The organism is Devosia sp. Soil_C_22, assembly GCF_057657195.1.
Map to the genome: position 1 here is coordinate 765,346 of NZ_JBDGIY010000001.1, position 18,622 is coordinate 783,967.

14 protein-coding genes are annotated in these 18,622 nt (G+C 66.9%); 7 read left to right on the forward strand and 7 right to left on the reverse strand.

The genetic code is table 11. From position 1 onward, the window contains the following. Positions 1 to 15 precede the first annotated feature (15 nt). Positions 16 to 1,662: a lysine--tRNA ligase gene (locus AC3A6I_RS03615; RefSeq protein ID WP_487541819.1), complete on the forward strand. Its 1,647-nt coding sequence runs from the start codon at positions 16 to 18 to the stop codon at positions 1,660 to 1,662. 141 nt (positions 1,663 to 1,803) lie between these two features. Here AC3A6I_RS03615 and AC3A6I_RS03620 read toward each other — a convergent pair whose 3' ends face one another. Beyond that, positions 1,804 to 2,400 carry a dienelactone hydrolase family protein gene (locus tag AC3A6I_RS03620; RefSeq protein WP_487541820.1) on the reverse strand — a complete coding sequence of 199 codons (597 nt, stop codon included), beginning with the start codon at positions 2,398 to 2,400 and terminating at the stop codon, positions 1,804 to 1,806. After that, positions 2,397 to 3,041 (reverse strand): S24 family peptidase, encoded by a 645-nt coding sequence (locus AC3A6I_RS03625; protein ID WP_487541821.1) that lies wholly within the window; start codon positions 3,039 to 3,041, stop codon positions 2,397 to 2,399. Before AC3A6I_RS03625 ends, AC3A6I_RS03620 begins: the two co-directional genes overlap by 4 nt. 228 nt (positions 3,042 to 3,269) lie before the next feature. On the opposite strand from AC3A6I_RS03625, the gene AC3A6I_RS03630 reads away from it, so the two are divergent. Together AC3A6I_RS03630 and AC3A6I_RS03635 are read left to right on the forward strand one after the other, a co-directional pair. Continuing rightward, positions 3,270 to 3,623: a DUF952 domain-containing protein gene (locus AC3A6I_RS03630; RefSeq protein ID WP_487541822.1), complete on the forward strand. Its 354-nt coding sequence runs from the start codon at positions 3,270 to 3,272 to the stop codon at positions 3,621 to 3,623. Between the two features lie 29 nt (positions 3,624 to 3,652). After that, positions 3,653 to 4,729: a quinone-dependent dihydroorotate dehydrogenase gene (locus AC3A6I_RS03635; protein WP_487544977.1), complete on the forward strand. Its 1,077-nt coding sequence runs from the start codon at positions 3,653 to 3,655 to the stop codon at positions 4,727 to 4,729. Between the two features lie 174 nt (positions 4,730 to 4,903). Here the strand turns inward: AC3A6I_RS03635 and AC3A6I_RS03640 are convergent, their stop codons facing one another. Further along, positions 4,904 to 5,584, reverse strand: coding sequence for a nucleoside/nucleotide kinase family protein (locus AC3A6I_RS03640; protein ID WP_487541823.1), 681 nt, complete (start codon positions 5,582 to 5,584; stop codon positions 4,904 to 4,906). A gap of 226 nt (positions 5,585 to 5,810) precedes the next feature. Here AC3A6I_RS03640 and AC3A6I_RS03645 point away from each other — a divergent pair, with 226 nt between their 5' ends. Further along, positions 5,811 to 8,297 carry a ligase-associated DNA damage response DEXH box helicase gene (locus AC3A6I_RS03645; RefSeq protein WP_487541824.1) on the forward strand — a complete coding sequence of 829 codons (2,487 nt, stop codon included), beginning with the start codon at positions 5,811 to 5,813 and terminating at the stop codon, positions 8,295 to 8,297. 209 nt (positions 8,298 to 8,506) lie between these two features. Beyond that, on the forward strand, positions 8,507 to 9,184 hold the full coding sequence (gene pdeM / locus AC3A6I_RS03650) for a ligase-associated DNA damage response endonuclease PdeM (protein WP_487541825.1): 678 nt from the start codon (positions 8,507 to 8,509) through the stop codon (positions 9,182 to 9,184). A 147-nt stretch (positions 9,185 to 9,331) separates the two neighbouring features. Here the strand turns inward: pdeM and AC3A6I_RS03655 are convergent, their stop codons facing one another. Further along, positions 9,332 to 10,093, reverse strand: a complete 762-nt coding sequence (locus AC3A6I_RS03655; RefSeq protein WP_487541826.1) for a TIGR02186 family protein — start codon at positions 10,091 to 10,093, stop codon at positions 9,332 to 9,334. Next, positions 10,093 to 11,025, reverse strand: a complete 933-nt coding sequence (locus tag AC3A6I_RS03660; protein ID WP_487541827.1) for a sulfite exporter TauE/SafE family protein — start codon at positions 11,023 to 11,025, stop codon at positions 10,093 to 10,095. Before AC3A6I_RS03660 ends, AC3A6I_RS03655 begins: the two co-directional genes overlap by 1 nt. A gap of 293 nt (positions 11,026 to 11,318) precedes the next feature. Here AC3A6I_RS03660 and AC3A6I_RS03665 point away from each other — a divergent pair, with 293 nt between their 5' ends. Then, positions 11,319 to 11,603: a hypothetical protein gene (locus tag AC3A6I_RS03665; RefSeq protein ID WP_487541828.1), complete on the forward strand. Its 285-nt coding sequence runs from the start codon at positions 11,319 to 11,321 to the stop codon at positions 11,601 to 11,603. Between the two features lie 69 nt (positions 11,604 to 11,672). Here AC3A6I_RS03665 and AC3A6I_RS03670 read toward each other — a convergent pair whose 3' ends face one another. Further along, positions 11,673 to 15,353: a peptidoglycan-binding protein gene (locus AC3A6I_RS03670; RefSeq protein ID WP_487541829.1), complete on the reverse strand. Its 3,681-nt coding sequence runs from the start codon at positions 15,351 to 15,353 to the stop codon at positions 11,673 to 11,675. Between the two features lie 194 nt (positions 15,354 to 15,547). Between AC3A6I_RS03670 and AC3A6I_RS03675 the strand changes: the two genes are divergently transcribed. Beyond that, on the forward strand, positions 15,548 to 16,207 hold the full coding sequence (locus AC3A6I_RS03675) for a response regulator (protein ID WP_487541830.1): 660 nt from the start codon (positions 15,548 to 15,550) through the stop codon (positions 16,205 to 16,207). Between the two features lie 650 nt (positions 16,208 to 16,857). Here the strand turns inward: AC3A6I_RS03675 and AC3A6I_RS03680 are convergent. Then, positions 16,858 to 18,474: an ATP-binding response regulator gene (locus tag AC3A6I_RS03680; protein WP_487541831.1), complete on the reverse strand. Its 1,617-nt coding sequence runs from the start codon at positions 18,472 to 18,474 to the stop codon at positions 16,858 to 16,860. Between the last annotated feature and the right edge of the window lie 148 nt (positions 18,475 to 18,622).

The following is an 18,622-nucleotide window of genomic DNA, read 5'->3' on the forward strand; positions in this document are numbered from 1 at the left end:
TGCCCGAGGCCTGCCGTGCCCGCCCCGCTTCCGACCCTCGATCCCGCCTTCTTCGAGCCCGCGCAGAGCGCGCGCGCCTGGCCGTTCGAGGAAGCCCGGAAACTGGTCGCTCGGGTCGAGCGTCTGAAGCTGACCGAAGTGCTGTTCGAGACCGGCTACGGGCCCTCGGGCCTGCCGCATATCGGCACCTTCGGCGAAGTGGCGCGCACCACCATGGTGCGAACCGCGTTCCGGCTGCTGACCCGCGACGAGATCCCGACCCGGCTGCTGTGCTTTTCCGACGATCTCGACGGGATGCGCAAGATTCCGGACAACGTGCCCTCCAGGGAGGCCATGGAGCCGCACCTGCAGAAGCCGCTGACCGCCGTGCCGGACCCCTGGACCAACGAGTATGCGAGCTTTGGCGAGCACAACAACGCCATGCTGCGCCGCTTCCTCGACACGTTCGGGTTCAACTACGAGTTCGCCAGCGCCACCGACTATTACCGGAGCGGCAAGTTCGACGCGATGCTGCTGCGCGCCGCCGAGCGCTACGACGACATCATGGGTGTGATGCTGCCAACGTTGGGCGAGGAGCGCCGCGCTACCTATTCGCCCTTCCTGCCGATCTCGCCGATCTCGGGGCGCGTGCTCTACGTGCCGATGAAGGAAGTGAACGCCAAAGACGGCACCGTCACGTTCCAGGACGAGGATGGCGGCGACACCACCGTGCCGGTGACCGGCGGGCATGTGAAGCTGCAGTGGAAGCCGGATTTCGGCATGCGCTGGGCCGCGCTCGGCGTCGACTACGAAATGTTCGGCAAGGATCACCAGACCAACCAGGCGATCTACGACCGGATCTGCGCCATTCTCGGCGGCACCCCGCCCGAGCACTACACGTTCGAGCTGTTCCTCGACGAGCACGGCCAGAAGATTTCGAAGTCCAAGGGCAATGGCCTGACCATCGACGAATGGCTCACCTATGCGGGCACGGAGAGCCTTGCGCTCTACATGTTCCAGAAGCCGCGGGTGGCCAAGCGCCTGTATTTCGACGTGATCCCGCGTGCGGTCGACGAGTATGTCTCCTTCGTCACCGCCTATGAGCGTCAGGACGTCGCCGCGCGTCTCGAGAATCCGGCATTCCATATCCATTCTGGCAATGTGCCTCGGATCGACATGCCGGTCAGTTTCGCGCTGCTGCTCAACCTGGCGACGGCCTCGAATCCGGCAACGCCCGAAGTCATGTGGGGCTATATCTCAGCCTATGCGCCCGGCGTGTCGGCAAAGACCCATCCGCATCTGGACGCGCTGGTCGGCTACGCCATGCGCTACTTCCGCGATTTCGTGAAGAAGAGCTATCGCGCCCCCGACGATGTGGAGCGTGCTGCACTCGAGAGCCTCTCATCGGCCTTTGCCACGCTGCCACCCGATGCCGATAGTGAGACCATCCAGAACGCCGCCCTTGATGTGGCGCGCGCCATCGAGCGCTATCAGGATCATACCAAGAAGAGCCCCACCGGCGGCCCCGGTGTCTCCGGCGACTTCTTCCAGATGCTCTACCAGGTCCTGATCGGCCAGGAACGTGGCCCCCGGTTCGGCTCGTTCGCCGCGCTCTATGGCATCGAAAATACCCGCAAGCTGATCGCAGATGCGCTGGCGGGTAAGCTGGTGAAGGCGGCTTGAGTTCGGGGCTGGTTTTTGCCTCAAACACGGTGTCACCCCGGCGCAGGCCGGGGCCCATCCTGAGGTGCCTCAACTCGCCGTGGACGGAGAAACATCTCAGGATGGATCCCGGCCTGCGCCGGAATGACATCGAGCTTGGGATTAGCCCCTGAGAAACGCCACCGAGCGATCAAACGCGGCTTCGGCCGACGCTGCATCGAACTCCGGACGATCCTTCTCCGCGAACCAGTGGCGCGTGCCCGGATAGATATGCGCCGCGCTGGGCGGGCCGGCGGCGGTGAGGGCGCGGATCATGCCGTCCTGGTCGTCGGCGAACGGGTCGGTTTCGGCGAAGTGGCCGAGCACCGGCACCTTCAGCGTCACGTCGCGATCGGCGTAATAGGTGACCACCCGACGGAGCGGCAGCGTTTCCTGCAGGCCGAGCAGTTGGAAGCCGCCGAACGAGAAGCCGAGGCCGCTGACGCCGCTCACGGCGGGATTGCCGGCGAGCTGGTTGAAGGCCTCGGTGAGGACGGCGGGGGCGGTCTGCCAATGCTTCTCAAGCAGGCCTTGCGCCTCGTCCTGGCCGGTGACGATGTCGCCGGCGAAGGCATCGGCGAGGCCGACGACAAAACCCTGCGCGGCGAGCGCGGCACCGAAATCGCGGACCGTGGCGTTGAGTCCCCACCACGGGTGGACGACGAGCACGCCCGGACCGGTGCCGCCGGGCGGCAGCAGGATGTCGAGCGGCGCACTCATTGGCTGGCCCAGATGATGCGGCCCATGCCCTCGATGTCCTTGATCTCGAGCACGCGCGGCGGGTGAGCGGGGTTGAGCGAGTGGAGTTCGACCACGTTGGGCGTCTGCCGGTAGAGCACTTTCACCAGCACCTCGCCCTCCTTGGTGCGCACCACCACGCGATCCCCGCGCCGGGTCTGCGCGGTGGGAGAGACGACGATGACGTCGCCGTCGCGATAGAGCGGCAGCATGGAATCGCCGGACACTTCGAGCGCGTAGCTGCCATCCTCGGGCGAGGAGGGGAAGGCGACTTCGTCCCAGCCCTGGCCCTGCGGAAAACCGGCCGGATCGAAGAAGCCGCCCGAGCCGGCCTGGCCGAGGCCGAGCAGCGGCACCCAGGCGCGCGGCGCGTCGGGCGAGGGCATCTGCACATAGGCGCCGCCGCCGGCGAGGAAGGCGTCAAAAGTTTCGCCGGTGGCCTCGAGGATTTTCGCGACGCTCTCGGTGGAGGGCCAGCGCTCGCGTCCGTCCTTGCTTATCCGCTTGGATTTGTTGAAGGCCGTTGCATCCAGCCCAGCCAGCCGCGCCAGCCCGGACGCCGAGAGTCCGTGCCGTTCCGCGATCGCGTCGATCGCGCTCCAGATATCGCGATGCGAGAGCATGGTTGCGGCTGTGCTTTCGCTGAGGAATTATGTCTCCAAACGGAAACTAGTCCTATCTACGGGGTGAGGAGGAGTCTGTAAAGCGGGTGGAGCAACTTGTGATCGGGGGGAGGGAGAAGGTAGGAGGTAGGAATTAGAAAGTAGGAACGGGTACGGCAGGGCGAGCCCTCTGCCTGACTCCTACCTTCTAATTTCTACCTTCTACCTTCTGCTCCGAAGGAGCTATCCGTGCCAGCCCCCCACCATATCTACAAGGTCGCGAGCCGCGAGGTGTACGAATCCTCGCTGGAGACGGAGGCCTTTGTCGGCCAGCCGATCGACCTCAAGGATGGCTACATCCACTTTTCGACCGGGCCGCAGCTGGCCGAGACCATCCGGCTCTATTTCGCGGGGCTGAAGCGGCAGGTGCTGTTCGCCGTGCCGGTGGCGCCGCTCGGGGACGAGCTGCGCTGGGAGGCGTCGCGCGGGGGCGACCTGTTTCCGCATCTGTATGGCGAACTGCCCATGTCGGTGGTGAGCCACATGATCGATCTCGACGTGCCGGCCGACGGTGTCGTTACGCTGCCGGAGTGGGTGAAGTGATCTTTTCCGGCCTCTCCCCGCTGCTCCGCGTGCCGCTGGTCTCCGGGCTGACACGCGAGGCGCTGCTCAAGATGGATCCCGAGATCGCGCATGGCGCGACCATCGCGGCGCTGCGGCTGGGCCTGGCGCCCGAGCAGGAGGGCGCCGATCCGCCGGAGCTGCGGACGACGCTGTGCGGGCTCGACCTCAAGAACCCGGTCGGCATGGCGGCGGGCTTCGACAAGAATGCCGAAGTGCCCAAGCCGCTGGCGCGCATGGGCTTCGGCATGGTCGAGGTCGGCACGGTGACGCCGCGCCCGCAGGCCGGGAACGCCAGGCCGCGGCTGTTCCGCATCGCGCCGGCCGAGGGTGTGATCAACCGCATGGGTTTCAACAACGAAGGGCATGATGCGGCATTCGCGCGGCTGAAGGGCGCGCATGTCGGCGCCATCCTCGGGGTGAATATCGGGGCGAACAAGGACAGCGAGGATCTCGTCGCCGACTACGTGAAGGGCGTGACGCGCTTCGCCGAAGTGGCCGACTACCTCACCGTGAACATCTCCTCGCCCAACACGCCGGGGCTGAGGAACCTGCAGGCCGACGAGGCGCTGGAGCGGCTGCTGGCCGCGGTGCTGAAGGCGCGCTCCAAGGCTTCGGTGCGCGTGCCGGTGCTGCTGAAGATCGCGCCAGACCTCGACGAGAAGGCGCTCGATGGGATCGCGCGCGTCGTGCTGGCGACCGATCTCGACGGGCTGATCGTTTCGAACACGACCATTGGCCGCGACCCGGTGATGGGCATGGAGAATGCGACTGAGACGGGTGGGCTCTCCGGCAAGCCGCTGTTCAACCTGTCGACGCAGAAGCTGGCGCAGGTGCGGCAGCGGGTCGGCAAGCTGCCCATCGTCGGCGTGGGCGGCATCTATTCGCCCGAGAGCGCTGTCGCAAAATTCGAGGCGGGGGCGGATGCGATCCAGCTCTACTCGGCGCTGGTATTCGGCGGGCTCGACCTGCTCGACCGCATCAAGCGCGGGCTGGTCGCGGCAGTGCGGAGCAAGGGGCTGAAATCGGTGGCCGAGCTGAGCGGCCGGACCACGGCTGAGTGGGCGAGCGGTAGGGCGAGTATTTAGGCCGGAGCGTGGGGCCACCCCCACCCACCATGCTCCGCATGGTCCCCCCTCCCCACAAGGGGGAGGGAAATCGCGGGCAGCCGCAAGCACAGCGACAGCAGTCGGGTTTCCCTCCCATGATGGGGAGGGGGGACCCGCGAAGCGGGCGGGTGGGGTGGGAACCACACGCGCCGGCTACGCCTCCGTCACCAGATCGATGATGACATCGGCCCGGCTCTTGCTCCGCTGCACGGTGTCGTAATTGCCCAGGTCGACGCGCTCGACATGCTCGCGGTTGCGTTCTTCGGTGAACAGGCCGTGCTCGGCGTGGCGTTTCAGCAGCCGGGCGCGGACCTTTTCGCGCGGCACGTCGATGAACACCGCGAGATCGAGCAGCGGCTTGATGCGCCACCAGGGGGCGGTGGCAAGGAGGAGATAGTTGCCCTCGGCGACGAGGATTTTCGCGGCCGCCGGCACGATGAAGGCATCGAGCACCACGTCCTCGATCTCGCGCGAGTAGCCGGGGCCGCTGATCGGGCCGGAGGCGGATTTCAGCGCTTCGAGGAACTCGGCGAATGCGCCGCCCTCGAAGGTGTGCGGAGCGCCCTTGTCCTTCACCGTGCCGAGGCTTTCGAGCTTGGCGTGCAGCATGTGGAAGCCGTCCATGGGGACATAGGCGGCGATGCCGGGGGTCTTTGCGTTCAGCGCTTCGACGAGTTGCGTGGCGGTGGTCGATTTGCCGACGCCGGGGCCTCCGGCGATGCCGATGGCGACGCGGGTGCCGAGGCGGGAGAGCGTGGCTTCGGCTTGTTCGGTGAGCCAGCCGAGCGCGGCTTCGGGGGTGAGCGAAAGTTGCGCCGGGTCGTTGTCGTTCATCGGGTCCTCCGGGGAATTGGGTAGCGGATTCCGGGCGTGTGGCCCACCCCCCTCCCGACCTCCCCCACAAGGGGGGAGGTGTTCCGCCGGTGTGTTTTGGCGAGATTGGGCCAAATACTCGATCGGCACCTCCCCCTTGATGGGGGAGGCTGGGAGGGGGTGGAGCCAAGTGCTCTTGCCGGGGGCGACCCCGCACCCCATACTGTGCACAAACCGGGAACATCTCTTGCCCCTTCATCCCAAGATCGCCGAATGGTTTGCCGCCAAAGGCTGGTCGCCGCGCGCGCATCAGCTGAGCGTGCTCGAGGCGACCGAGGCGGGGGCGTCGGCGCTGCTGATCGCACCGACCGGCGCCGGCAAGACGCTGGCGGGGTTTTTGCCGACGCTCAACGACCTGCTCGAAAACCCGCGGCCGGGACTGCACACGCTTTACCTCTCGCCGCTGAAGGCGCTGGCGGTGGACGTGCAGCGTAACCTGATGACGCCGGTTTCCGAGATGAAACTGCCGATCAAGGTCGAGGCGCGGACGGGCGATACGCCCTCGCACCGGCGGCAGCGGCAACGCTATGACCCGCCGCATATCCTTCTGACCACGCCCGAGCAGCTGGCGCTGCTGCTGTCGCATGGCGATGCGGACAAGATGTTTGCGGGGCTGAAGCGCGTGGTGCTCGACGAGCTGCACGCCATGGTGACCAACAAGCGCGGCGAGCTGATGTCGCTGGGGATCGCGCGGCTGGCGACGCTGGCGCCCGACCTGCGCATCACCGCGCTGAGCGCCACCGTGGCCCGGCCGGACCTCTTGCGCGACTGGATCTCGACGCCGCTGCCGCATGCCGAGGCGCGGCTGCTGATGGGGCAGGGCGGGGCCAAGCCGCATCTCGAGATCTTGCGCTCCGAGGCGCATATTCCGTGGGCTGGGCACTCGTCGGTCTATGCCATCCCCAAGCTCTACGAGACCATCAAGGACCACAAGACGACGCTGCTCTTCGTCAACACGCGCTCGCAGGCCGAGCTGCTGTTCCAGGAGCTGTGGCAGGCCAATGACGAGATGCTGCCCATCGCCATGCATCACGGCTCGCTGGCGGTGGAGCAACGCCGCAAGGTCGAGGCGGCGATGTCGGAGGGGCGGTTGCGGGCGGTGGTGTGTACCTCGACGCTGGACCTCGGCATCGACTGGGGCGATGTCGATCTTGTCGTGCAGGTCGGGGCGCCGAAGGGGGCGAGCCGCATGCTGCAGCGCATCGGTCGCGCCAACCACCGGCTCGACGAGCCGAGCAAGGCGCTGTTCGTGCCGTCCAACCGCTTCGAGGTGCTCGAATGCGAGGCTGCGCTGGAGGCCGTGGAGCGTGGGGCGCAAGACAGCGAGGACCCGGTATCGGGCGGGCTCGATGTGCTGGCCCAGCATGTGCTCGGTACGGCCTGCGCCAACCCGTTCGATCCGGTGCAATTCTATGACGAGATCCGCCGCGCCTGGCCCTATCGTGAGCTGAGCTGGGAAACGTTCGAGCGCGTCGTCGATTTCGTCGCGACGGGCGGCTACGCGCTGCGCGCCTACGAGCGTTACGCCAAGCTGCGCAAGACCGATGACGGCCTGTTCCGTATCTCCAACCCGCAGGTCGCCCAGCAATACCGGCTGAACATCGGCACCATCATTGAGGAGGCGATGGTGAAGGTGCGGCTGGTGCGGGCGCGTGGTTTTACCCGCGGCGCGACGACCGGACCGATCGGGCGCGGCGGGCGGGTGCTGGGCGAGATGGAGGAGTATTTCTTCACGACGCTCACCAAGGGCGACACCTTCCTGTTCGGCTCGGAGGTGGTGGCCTTCGAGGGCATGTTCGAGAACGAGGCCTATGTCAGCCGAGCGCAGGGCGGCGATCCGAAGATCCCCTCTTACATGGGCGGCAAATTCCCGCTCTCGACCTTCCTCGCCGATGGCGTGCGAAAACTGCTGGCGCACCCGGACGAATGGCATCTGCTGCCCGACCAGGTGAGCGACTGGCTGCGGCTGCAGCAGGAAGCCTCGGTGATCCCACCGCCGGACTCCATGCTGGTCGAGACCTTTCCACGCGGCGCCATCAACTATCTCGTCTGCTACCCGTTCGAGGGCCGGCTTGCACACCAGACGCTGGGTATGCTGCTGACCCGGCGGCTCGAGCGGGCCCGCGGCCGGCCGCTGGGCTTTGTCGCCTCGGATTATGCGCTCGCCGTGTGGGGGCTCAGCGATTACTCATCGCTGATCCGGGGCGGCAAGCTGTCGCTCGACGACCTGTTCGATGAGGACATGCTGGGCGACGATCTCGAAGCCTGGCTCGACGAGAGCCAGCTGATGCGGCGGACGTTCCGCAACTGCGCCATCATCGCCGGGCTGATCGAACGGCGCCATCCGGGCAAGGAAAAGACCGGGCGGCAGATCACGGTCAGTTCGGACATCATCTACGACGTGCTCTACCAGCACGAGCCCGACCACATCCTGATCCAGGCGACGCGACGCGATGCGGCGCGCGGGCTGCTCGATATCGAGCGGCTCGGCCACCTTCTCGCCCGCATCAAGCAGCACATCGTGCACAAGCCGCTCGACCGAATCTCGCCTTTGGCGGTACCGGTGATGCTCGATATCGGCAAGGTGCCGGTGCCGGGCGAAGCGCGCGAAAGCGTCATGACCGACGCTGCCGACGAGCTGATCGCCGAGGCGATGGGTGTGACATTGAACTAGGCCCTCGCACAGGGTCACCCCGGCGCAGGCCGGGGCCCATCCTGAGATGTTTCAGCCTTCCGCGAGGGAGGAGATATCTCAGGCTGGATCCCGGCCTGCGCCGGGGATGACACGGTGGAGTTGGCACGAGCCGTTAGGAACCGGGGGCGAACGAATTGACTGCAGCCTGGGCCGCGCGCACGGCCCGAACCGACGATGAAGGCGCGCCCGTGCAGCTCACGTTCGCCGGCCACCAGTTCGAGCCGCTGCCGTCGGGCGCCCTGTGGTGGGCGGCCGAGCGGACACTGCTGGTCGCCGACCTGCATCTCGAAAAACTGAGCTCATTCGCCAAGCGCGGCTCGCTGCTGCCGCCCTACGATACCGGCATGACGCTCAAGCGGCTCGAGGCCGATGTAGAGCGCACCGGAGCCGAGGATGTGATTGCGCTCGGCGACAGCTTTCACCGCGACGAGGGGACGACCACCCTGCTACCGGCCGACCGGTTGCGCCTTGCCGCGTTGATGGGCAAGGCGCGTTGGACCTGGATTTCGGGCAACCACGATCCCGCCCCGCATGAGCTCGGTGGCCGCTGCGTTACGGAGTTGGAGCGCGCCGGGCTGACGCTGACGCACCAGCCCAAACAGGGAAGCGGCCTCATCGCTGGCCACCTCCACCCCGCCGCGCATGTGGCGATGAACGGCCGCTCGGTGCGCCGTCCGTGCTTCGTGCATGACGGGCGTATCATGGTGCTGCCCGCCTATGGCGCCTCGACCGGCACGTTGAACATCCTCAGCCCGGCCTTTGTCGGCCTGCTGCACTGGCCGAGCCTCGAAGTGGCGATGATCGGGCGAGGCCGGGTCTACCCGGTGAGCCCGAAGCGGCTCGTGACGGGGTACGACGCCTGGTGAGGTATGTGCCCACCAACCCCCCTCTCTGCTGCGACTAACTCGCTGGCGCTCGCAAGTCTCGCGTCTCCCCCGCCAAGGGGAGAGGGTGCGTTGCTGCTGGTAATCGATGCGTGTTTCGCAAGAGAGGGGGCGCAGTCGCCCGTCGCCCTAGCGCCTGAAGATGACGCCGCCGAGCCAGCCGGTGAACAGCGCCAGCATCACGGCGACGAGGCCGTAGAGCAGCGGATACTGCCGGGCGGACTCGCCGAGGAAGCGTTCGAAGCCGATCTTGCGGACCGAAAACCCTTCGGAGCGCTCGGCAACGATCTGGCCGTCCTTGAACAGATAGGTATGCGCCAGATAGGGACCGGGCGGGGCGTCCGCCGGCAGGGTGACCTGGGCGAAATAAAGCGTGTTGGAGCGGAACACGACGCCGGCTTCGTTGAGCTTGAAGAAACCCTTCTTGCTCATCAGCCGCACCAGCTCCTGTCCGAAGGCGATCGAATCCCACCAGCCGGCCTTGGCCGAGTAGCGCGCCTGGCTTTCGAGCGGGATCTCGTTCTCGGCGAGCGTGATCGGGTCGGTGATGTCGCTGAGCCGCGCGTCGCTCAGCACCTGGTAGAAGGACGGAAAGCCTTCGAACTCGGCCTGCTGGGTATTGAGCCAGATACCGAACTGGTTGGTCATCCGGCGCGCCACGCGGTTCTGCAGCGGGCCTTCGACGGTGATGATGACGTGGTAGGGCCCCTCGACGAAGCGCTGCGTCGCACCGACCTCGGGTTCGATCGAGCCGAACAGGGTGAGCGTGGCGCCCGCAAAGCTCGAGGTGATCGACACTTCGTCCTGGCTCACCTGGCTGACGAGCCGCTCCGCTGCAGCGGGCGTCGCCAGCGCGATGAGGGCGAGAGCGGTGAGCAGCAGCCGGCGCATCAGATCACCCCCGCCGCGCCGATGACGGCGGTCGAGTAGGCGTCGGCCGGGGCCATGATGAGGTTGATGCCGAAGCGGATCGCGACGGCGAGGACGAGCAGCGCCAGCAGCGCGCGCAGCTGTTCGCCGCGCAGGTACTTGCCGGCCGAGGCGCCGAACTGCGCGCCGACCGTACCGCCGACCATCAGGCAGAAGGCAAGCAGGATATCGACGCTCTGGCTCTGCACGGCGTGCAGGATGGTGGTCGCCGCCATCATCGCCACCACCTGCAGCAGCGAGGTGCCGATGACCACGTTGCCGGGCATGCGCAGGATGTAGACGAGCGCCGGCACGAGGATGAAGCCGCCACCGATGCCGAGCAGCGAGCCGACAAAGCCGATGCAGATGCCCAGCACGATGACCGGGATCACCGAGATATAGAGGCGCGATTTCTTGAAGCGCACGCGCCACGGCAGTCCGTGGAACCAGTTATGCTGGTTGGGGAGCTTCTCGCGCACCACGATGCCGGCGCGCCGCTTCATGATGGCGCGCACCGATTCGATCAGCATCAGCGTGCCGACAAAGCCGAGCAGGATCAGGAAGCCTAGCGAGATGACGAGATCGAGCTGGCCGGCGGCGCGCAGCACCTGGAAGGTCGCGACGCCGCCGAAGGCGCCGAGCACGCCGGATAGGACGAGGTAGAGCGCCATGTGCAGGTCGATCTGCCCGCGCCGGTAATAGCTGAGCGCGCCCGAGGTCGAGGCGGCGACCACCTGGCCGGTGACCGATGCGACGGCGACCGAGGAGGGAACCCCCGAAAAGATCAGCAGCGGGGTGAGCAGGAACCCGCCGCCCACGCCGAACAGCCCGGACAGGAACCCGACCGCGCCCCCGATTCCCACCAGGAAGAACAGGTTCACTGAAAGCTCGGCGATCGGCAGATAGACCTGCACGGCGGGGGTCCGGAAATATCAGGGCATTCCCGGGCTCTAGCGCTGTCGAACGACGGAAATGCGACGGGTTTTCGCAAAATGCCATCGTGCCTTAGCAGCAAAAAGCAAAGGTCTGGTTAGCCTACCGGATGGGTCGGGAATTGCGCCGGCACCTCCTTGCCCACGTCCGCGATCCATGAGGGTGCGAAGCCGACCCACCTGCGCTCGCCTGAACTCAGGGTGAACTCCGCGTTGCCTGCCGGTTCACCTCCACGAGGGAAGATGGCGACAGATTGACGGGAGAATATTTCAAGATGCTGATGTTCAAGATAGTTGCGCGAATGGTCATCCTGCTTGTTGTCACCGGCGGCGCCATGGCCGCCGAGGACGGCGTCAGGCGGTATGGCAAATGCTGGGTCCCACGAACCGGGTACGACGGCACCGCCCAGTATCAGGGCTATGACTGCAGTGCTCCGCAGGTGACGTGCTCATCCGGCAGCTTTGGCAGCAAGTGCACCGTCAATGGCATGGTTGGCACGGTGGGACCGATCGCCGGCCCCTTCCAGGTCGACCAGAAACGCACAGGCGAGGCCCGCTAGATCGCCTCGCCCATCGGTAATTGCGTTCGACGTGGACACTCCCGCCCGACGCGCCCGCCCTGGGCTGCTTCAGACCGGCTGGCTGCCCAGCACTGCCAGCAGGCGCGGGTTGATCTGGCCGCTTTCGCTCATGCCGGTAGCGCGCTCGAAGGCTTTGATGGCTTCGGCGGTCTTGGCGCCGGCGACGCCGTCGGGCGCGCCGATGTCGAAGCCGAGCTGTGACAGCGCCGTCTGCACGCCCATCACCACCTTCGGGGTGCTGATCGGCTTGCCGGGATCGAAGTTTTTGCTCCAGGTGCCGATCGGCGCGAAGTTGGCGACGAGGTCGACCGCAATCGGCTTGAAGGCCGCAACATCGGCGACGAGTTTGTGCACCGCGGCCGCATCGAGCGAGGCCGCGACGTCGTCGCGCGCCTTGGCGGCATCGGTGTCGCCGCGGTTGGCGGCAAGCGAGAACCACTTGAAGGAAGCCGCCATGTCCTGCTTCACGCCCAGCCCGCGGGCATAGAGCATGCCCAGGTTGAACTGGCTGTCCTTCATGCCGCGCCCGGCAGCTTCCTCGAACCACTTGGCGGCGGCGTCGAACTGCTGCTCGCCCAGCCCACCGCCGGCATAAAGGGCGGCGAGGTTGTGCATGGCCATGCGGTTGCCGCCCTCGGCCGCCTGCTGGTACCAGAGGCGGGCCTGCTCGAGATCCTTCTCGACCCCGCGGCCATTCTCGTAGAGGTTGCCCAGCCGATACTGCGCCGGCACGAAGCCCTGGCTGGCGGCGCGCTCGTACCAGACGGCGGCGGTCACCAGATCCTCGGGGACGGCGCGGCCCTCGGTGTAGATCGCGGCCACCTCGAACTGGGCCCGGGCGTCCCCATCGGCGGCGGCAGCGAGCAGCGGCTCGGGTCCCACCTCGGCCGGCGGCCGGTCGACCTTCACCGGGCCATCGAGCAGCGGCTCGACCATATCGGAAAGCGCGGCATTGTCGGCGGCGTTGGCGACCAGCGTCGCGGCCTCGAAGGCCTGCGGCATTGGCGGTGCGATGTCGGTGGCGACGAATTTCTGCGGCGTGCCGTCGATCGAGGCGGTGGTGAGCGTATCGAGTGTGGCCCGCGACTTGCCGAGCGCGGGCAGCTCCAGCCCTTGCTGCGCCAACGGCACCGGCTTCAGGGTGGCGTCGCCGACATCCTTCACCGCCTGTGCCATCGGCTGGGCTTCGTCCGCAGCCTTCATGCGCTGGTTGATGAGGTTGAGCGTGAGGCAGGCAATGGCGACGACGCTGGCCGCGAGCAGGATCGGCTGGCGATGCCGCATCAGGAAGCTGCCGCCCTCGGCCTTGCCGCCACCGGCGCGCAGCTCGGGAACGCTGGGCTCGGGCGCGGCTGGCAGCTCGCGTGCTTCGGCCTCGTCCGGAGTCCAGGCCTGCGGCGGATCCATGTCGCCGGCGAGCTGGCGCTTGTCCTTGCCGCCGAGGAAGGCGAAAGGCGAGCGCTTCGGCTTTGCTGCGGCAGGCTCGGCGTCGGTGGATTTGGTCTCGGTGGGCTTGGCCTTCTTCACCTTGGCCGGCTTTGCCGGCTTGGCCTTGGCGGCTTCCGGGGTAGGGCCGGTGGCCGCCGGAACATCGGACTGGCCCGCCTGGAAGCGGGCGAAGGCGCGGCCGATCAGCGATGAGCTGTCGGCAGGCGCCTGGGCCCGGGCGCTGGCCTGGCGGGCGGCGCGGCGATGCGCTTCGATGAAGGTGTTGCGGCTCGGAGCCGATTCCTCGGTGACGACATCGACGATACTCTCCGAGGACGCGGCGACGAAGACCTGGTCGTCGGGCAGATCGAGGGTCGAGCGCGGCTCGGGCGGCCGCTCGGCGAGGCTCGGATCGAAGGCCGGCCGCGTATCGGGAGCCGAGGGCATCGTCTTGTCGGCACGCGGCGAGCGCAGCGCCTCGAAGGCAGCATCGACGGGGTCGGGATCGCCGAACGGGGTATCGATCAGCGGCGCATCGGCTGCCGGATTGGCGGGCATGGCGTCTTCGAAACTGACAGGCTGCGGCCGGCCGACGCTCTCGTCATCAAAGCTCAGCGCCTCGATGAGTGGCGCGATCGAGTCCACGTCCTCGGGCGCAGGCTCCGGTGTGGGTTCCGGCTTCGGCGCCACCTTGCCCCTGGCGAGCGGCGCCTCCGGGAATGGCACCGGCTCGGCGGCGATGTTGGCCACCAATTGCGGCGCGTCGGGCTGGGTCAGTGAGGTTTCGAGCCGCTGCAGGCGCTCGGCCACCTCGTCGATGGTTGCCTGCAGCGCCACGGTTTCTGCCGGCGGCGCCTGCCTGGCGGCGGCATCGATCAGGCGGCTGACGCGCTTTTCGATCTCGGCATAGCCGTCTTCGTCGATACCGGCCCTGGCGATCGGGAGCTGCTTTTTCACCGCATCCGACGTGCGGGTCGCCACCATGTCGGCCAGCGCATCCATGTCGGGCGCGGCGGCAGGCGTGTTGTAGAGCCGGGCGAGGCCGGTCAACTGCTCGCCGGTCTGGTCCATGCGCGCCACGAGCTGGCGCACCTGCGCTTCGAGCTGAGTGATGCTGGGCTCGATCGAGGGCTGTTCCGCCACCTTGTCGCCGAGCGCCTCGAGCTGCGTCTCGAGCCTGGCGAAGCGCGGCTCCATGGCGCCGAGCACGGTGACGCGCAGCGCTTCCATATCGAGCTGCAGGCCACCCACTTCGGTGCTGCGCGACTCCATGTCGGAGATGCGCTGGTGGAGCGCATCGATCAGCTCGATCAGGCCCTGCGGCTGGTTCGGCGCCTTGACCAACTGCGCAATGCGCGCCAGCTCCGCGGTGATCTTCTCGAGTTCGGCCGGCGGCATCGCCATGGCCCGCTCTATGGCATCGACGCGGTCGTAGATGTTGCGGATGCCGTCCTCGACGGCGCCCATCGCTTCCTTGAGCCCGCCATTGGGGGCGGCGACCTTGTCGGCGAACTGTACCTGCAGATCGGCGAGCCGCCCGACCGTAGCCGAGACGTCGTCGAAGCGGGCGGCCATGCCTGTCATGTCGGAGCGGTCGGCATATTGCTTCTGCAGGTCCGCGAGCTTGCCGACCGTCAGCGCCACGTCGTCGAGCCGCTTGTTCAGCGCCTCGGCATCGACCTTGGGTTCTTCGGCGATCAGCTTGACGAGGCCGGCGATATGGTTCTCGAGGCGCTTAACCTGCCCGGTCTCGCCGACGGCGCCGGCGAGCAACTCGACGACGTGGCTCAGCTGACCCACCTGTTCGGCGATCTCGTGCACGTTGGCGGTGTGGCCTTTGGCCTGCGTGCGCAGTTCCGCTTCGAGCCGCTCGAGCCGTTCGGCGATGCCGTCGACCGAGGCCGCCAGCTCATCGAAGCGCGGGGCAGGGGCAGGCGCAGCACGGGGGGGCTCGGGCGCAGTGAAGTGACGGGCGCGGATCTGCTGGATGGCGTCCTCGAGCGTGTCGCGCGGATTTGGGGGCGGCGCGGCCGGCAGCTCCCGATCGGAGAATTTCTCGACGGCGCGCTGCACCGAACGCAGGGCTTCGCGGTGCCGCGAATCGGGGCTGGGATCGCCCACCTGGTGGCGTAGGTCACGCATCCGTTCGGCGAGGCCTTCATAGCCCGGATCGCGGCTGGTACGGGCGACGCGCGACTCGACCTGATCGAGCAAAGCCACCAGTTCGCCGCGCAATTCCTGCCATTCGCCGCCGGGCTGCCCGTAATCCTGGGGCTGGAATGTGGATGTCGCGCGGGCCATCGGTCGATCCCAAGCACTTGAAAGAGGGGCCGAAAGCCCCTTCTGAGGCTTCAGCATTCGGCCACTCTTGGAAAAACATGGTAAACATCACGTTAAGCACGCTCGCATTTTGCGAATCGCGCGCCGACCGGCAGCCTTAAGTGGGATATTCTACCGGGCGGAGGCTTGCTAGTTAGGCGACAAACGGAGGCTCCATGGCCAGACGGCGCATCATCATCGTCGACGATCATCCGCTGTTCCGCTCGGCGCTGCGGCAGACGCTGGCGGGCGGGGATCCCTCGATTTCGGTCGAGGAAGCGGGCGACCTCAGCGAACTGAGCGCCGCGCTCGACGCCGACCGCGACTGCGACCTGGTGCTGCTCGACCTCAACATGCCCGGCACGCGCGGCTTTTCCGGCCTGCTGCTGCTGCGGGCGCAGTACCCCGAAATCCCGGTGATGATCGTTTCGGCGGTCGAGGACGGCAACACCATCCGCCGCGCCTTCGAACTCGGCGCCTCGGGCTATCTGCACAAGTCCGTCGGTCCGGCCGATATCCGCCGCGCCATCGAGACGGTGCTCTCGGGCGAGGTCTATGTCCCCGAAGGCATGGAGATCCCGGCCGAGGACGCCCAGTCGGCGCTGATGCGCCGGCTTGCGACGCTCACGCCGCAGCAGGTGCGCGTGCTGATGATGCTGTCCGACGGCCTGATGAACAAGCAGATCGCCTACGAGCTCTCGATCTCGGAAGCGACCGTGAAGGCGCATGTTTCGGCGATTTTGCAGAAGCTCGACGTCGACAGCCGCACCCAGGCGGTGATCGCGGCAAGCAAGATCGAGGAAGGCCAGTTCGGGGAACTGCTCAGCGGGGGGTGAGGGCGCGCGGTGCCCTCCACGGACCCCCCTCTCTTGCGAAAACTAAGGACTTGGCTGCGCCAAGCCCAAGTTTTCGCTTTCTCCCCCGCCAAGGGGGAGAAGATCGCCGCAGACACCAGCGTGTGTGAGGCGCACCCCTCTCCCCCTTGGCGGAGGAGACGCGAGACTTGTGAGCGATAGCGAACTAGTCGCAGCAGAGAGGGGGCGATGGCGCGCCCGTGCCCTCCACGACCCCCTCTCTTGCGAAAACTAAGGACTTGGCTGCGCCAAGCCCAAGTTTTCGCTTTCTCCCCCGCCAAGGGGGAGAAGATCACCGCGGACACCAGCGTACGTGAGACGCACTCTCTCCCCCTTGGCGGGGGAGGCGCGAGACTTGTGAGCGATAGCGAACTAGTCGCAGCAGAGAGGGGGCGATGGCGCGCCCGTGCCCTCCACGGACCCCCTCTCTTGCGAAAACTAAGGACTTGGCTGCGCCAAGCCCAAGTTTTCGCTTTCTCCCCCGCCAAGGGGGAGAAGATCGCCGCAGACACCAGCGTGTGTGAGGCGCACCCCTCTCCCCCTTGGCGGGGGAGACGCGAGACTTACGAGCGTAGCGAGTTAGTCGCAGCAGAGAGGGGGTCTTGGAGGGCACGGTGCGCCACCGCGCCCCTCTAGGCCTCGACCCGGTTCCGCCCGCGCTGGCCGGACAACTGGCTGATCGTGGCCCTGAGTGCCGCAGGCTTCACCGGTTTCGTCACTACCGTGATGCCGCGTTCTTCGGCCAGCGCTCGTACCGCGGCGGTGCGATCTGCCGTGACCAGCGCCGCGGGGAGGTGGCCGCCGACATTGTGGCGGAGCCACTCGATGGCATCGAGGCCGGAGGTCTGGTCGAGGTGGTAGTCCATCAACACGAGGTCGGGCAGCCAGCCGAGCAGCAGGCCGTCCTTGTCGATGTCCTTGAGCGAGCGGGCCGAGCGCACGTCGCAACCCCAGCCGCCGAGCAGGCCCTCCATCGCATCGAGAATGGCGCGCTCGTTGTCGACGCAGAGGATTCTCAATCCGGTGAGGTTCGACGTCGGCTCGCGCACTTCCTCTTCGGGCGCGACCTTCATCGAGCGGTGGTACGGCAGATAGAGCGAGAAGCGCGAGCCGCGGCCTTCGCGGCTGTCGAGCTCCATGGTGAGGCCGAGCGCCGAGACGAGGCGCTTGACGATCGAGAGGCCGAGGCCGAGGCCCTGCGCCATGCGGGCACCGTGCTCAAGCCGGCTGAACTCTGCAAAGATCAGCGCGTGCTGGTCCTTGTTGAAGCCGATGCCGGTATCGATGACGTCGAAGCGGATGCGCGTGCCGCGCCGGCGCACGCCCACCGTCACCCGACCGCCCGGCTTGGTGTACTTGATGGCATTGGAGACGAGATTCTGGATGATGCGGCCGACGAGCGAGCGATCGCCGACTACCGCCGCGCAGGTGTCGACCAGCCGCAGCGTGATCTCCTTCTTCATCGCCATCGGTGCGAATTCAACGTCGATCTTCTTGATCAGGTCGCGCGCCTGGAACGGCACGGCCGCCGGCTTCAGCGCTCCGGCATCGATGCGCGAGATATCGAGCAGCGCCGACATGATCTCCTCGACCGCGGTCAGCGAGGCTTCGATCGAATGCGCCAGCTCGTCGAGCCCGGTACCGCCGGCGCGCTCGACCAGAGTGGCGGTATAGAGCCGGGCCGCGTTTAGCGGCTGTAGCAGGTCATGGCTGGCGGCGGCGAAGAAGCGGGTCTTGTCGCGATTGGCGGCGTCGGCCTTGGCGCGTGCGACCTCGAGTTCGCTGTTGACCTGGATGAGGGCAGAGGTGCGCTCCTCCACGCGGCCCTCGAGCGTCTGGTTGATCGAGGCAAGCTCGGTTTCGGCTTCGACCCGTGCAGTGACGTCGGCGAAGGAGATCACGAGCCCGCCATCGGGCAGGCGCGAGGAATGGAACTCGAGCACCTGGCCCTTGGTGCCGAGCCGCTGGCTGACCGTGGCGTGCGACTGGGTGAGCGTGTGGACGCGTTGCACGGCGAGGGTGATGGCATCACCCGGCCCGAGATCGCCGCGGCGCGCGACGAAAAGCGCCAGGTCGTAAAGTGGAGTAGCAGGGCGCAGCAGTTCGCCGGGCACGTCGAGCAACTCGGCATAGCGATGGTTGGACGTGACCAGCCGCAGGTCGCGGTCGAACACCGCGATCCCCTGCGGGATGTAGTCGATCGCCTGCGTGAGCGAATCGATGCTGTTATCGATCAGCGTGTCGACCATGCGTTATCCTTGTCGTCCCGAATATCGGCCTCGCGCGCTCCCCGGGCAAGGCCATACAAAGTCGCCCTTCCTTTGGATACGCGCGGTCAGCTGCGACAGTTGAGTTGCATTGTTCGATCGAACGCGAATAACTCAATCGGTGGCGCGG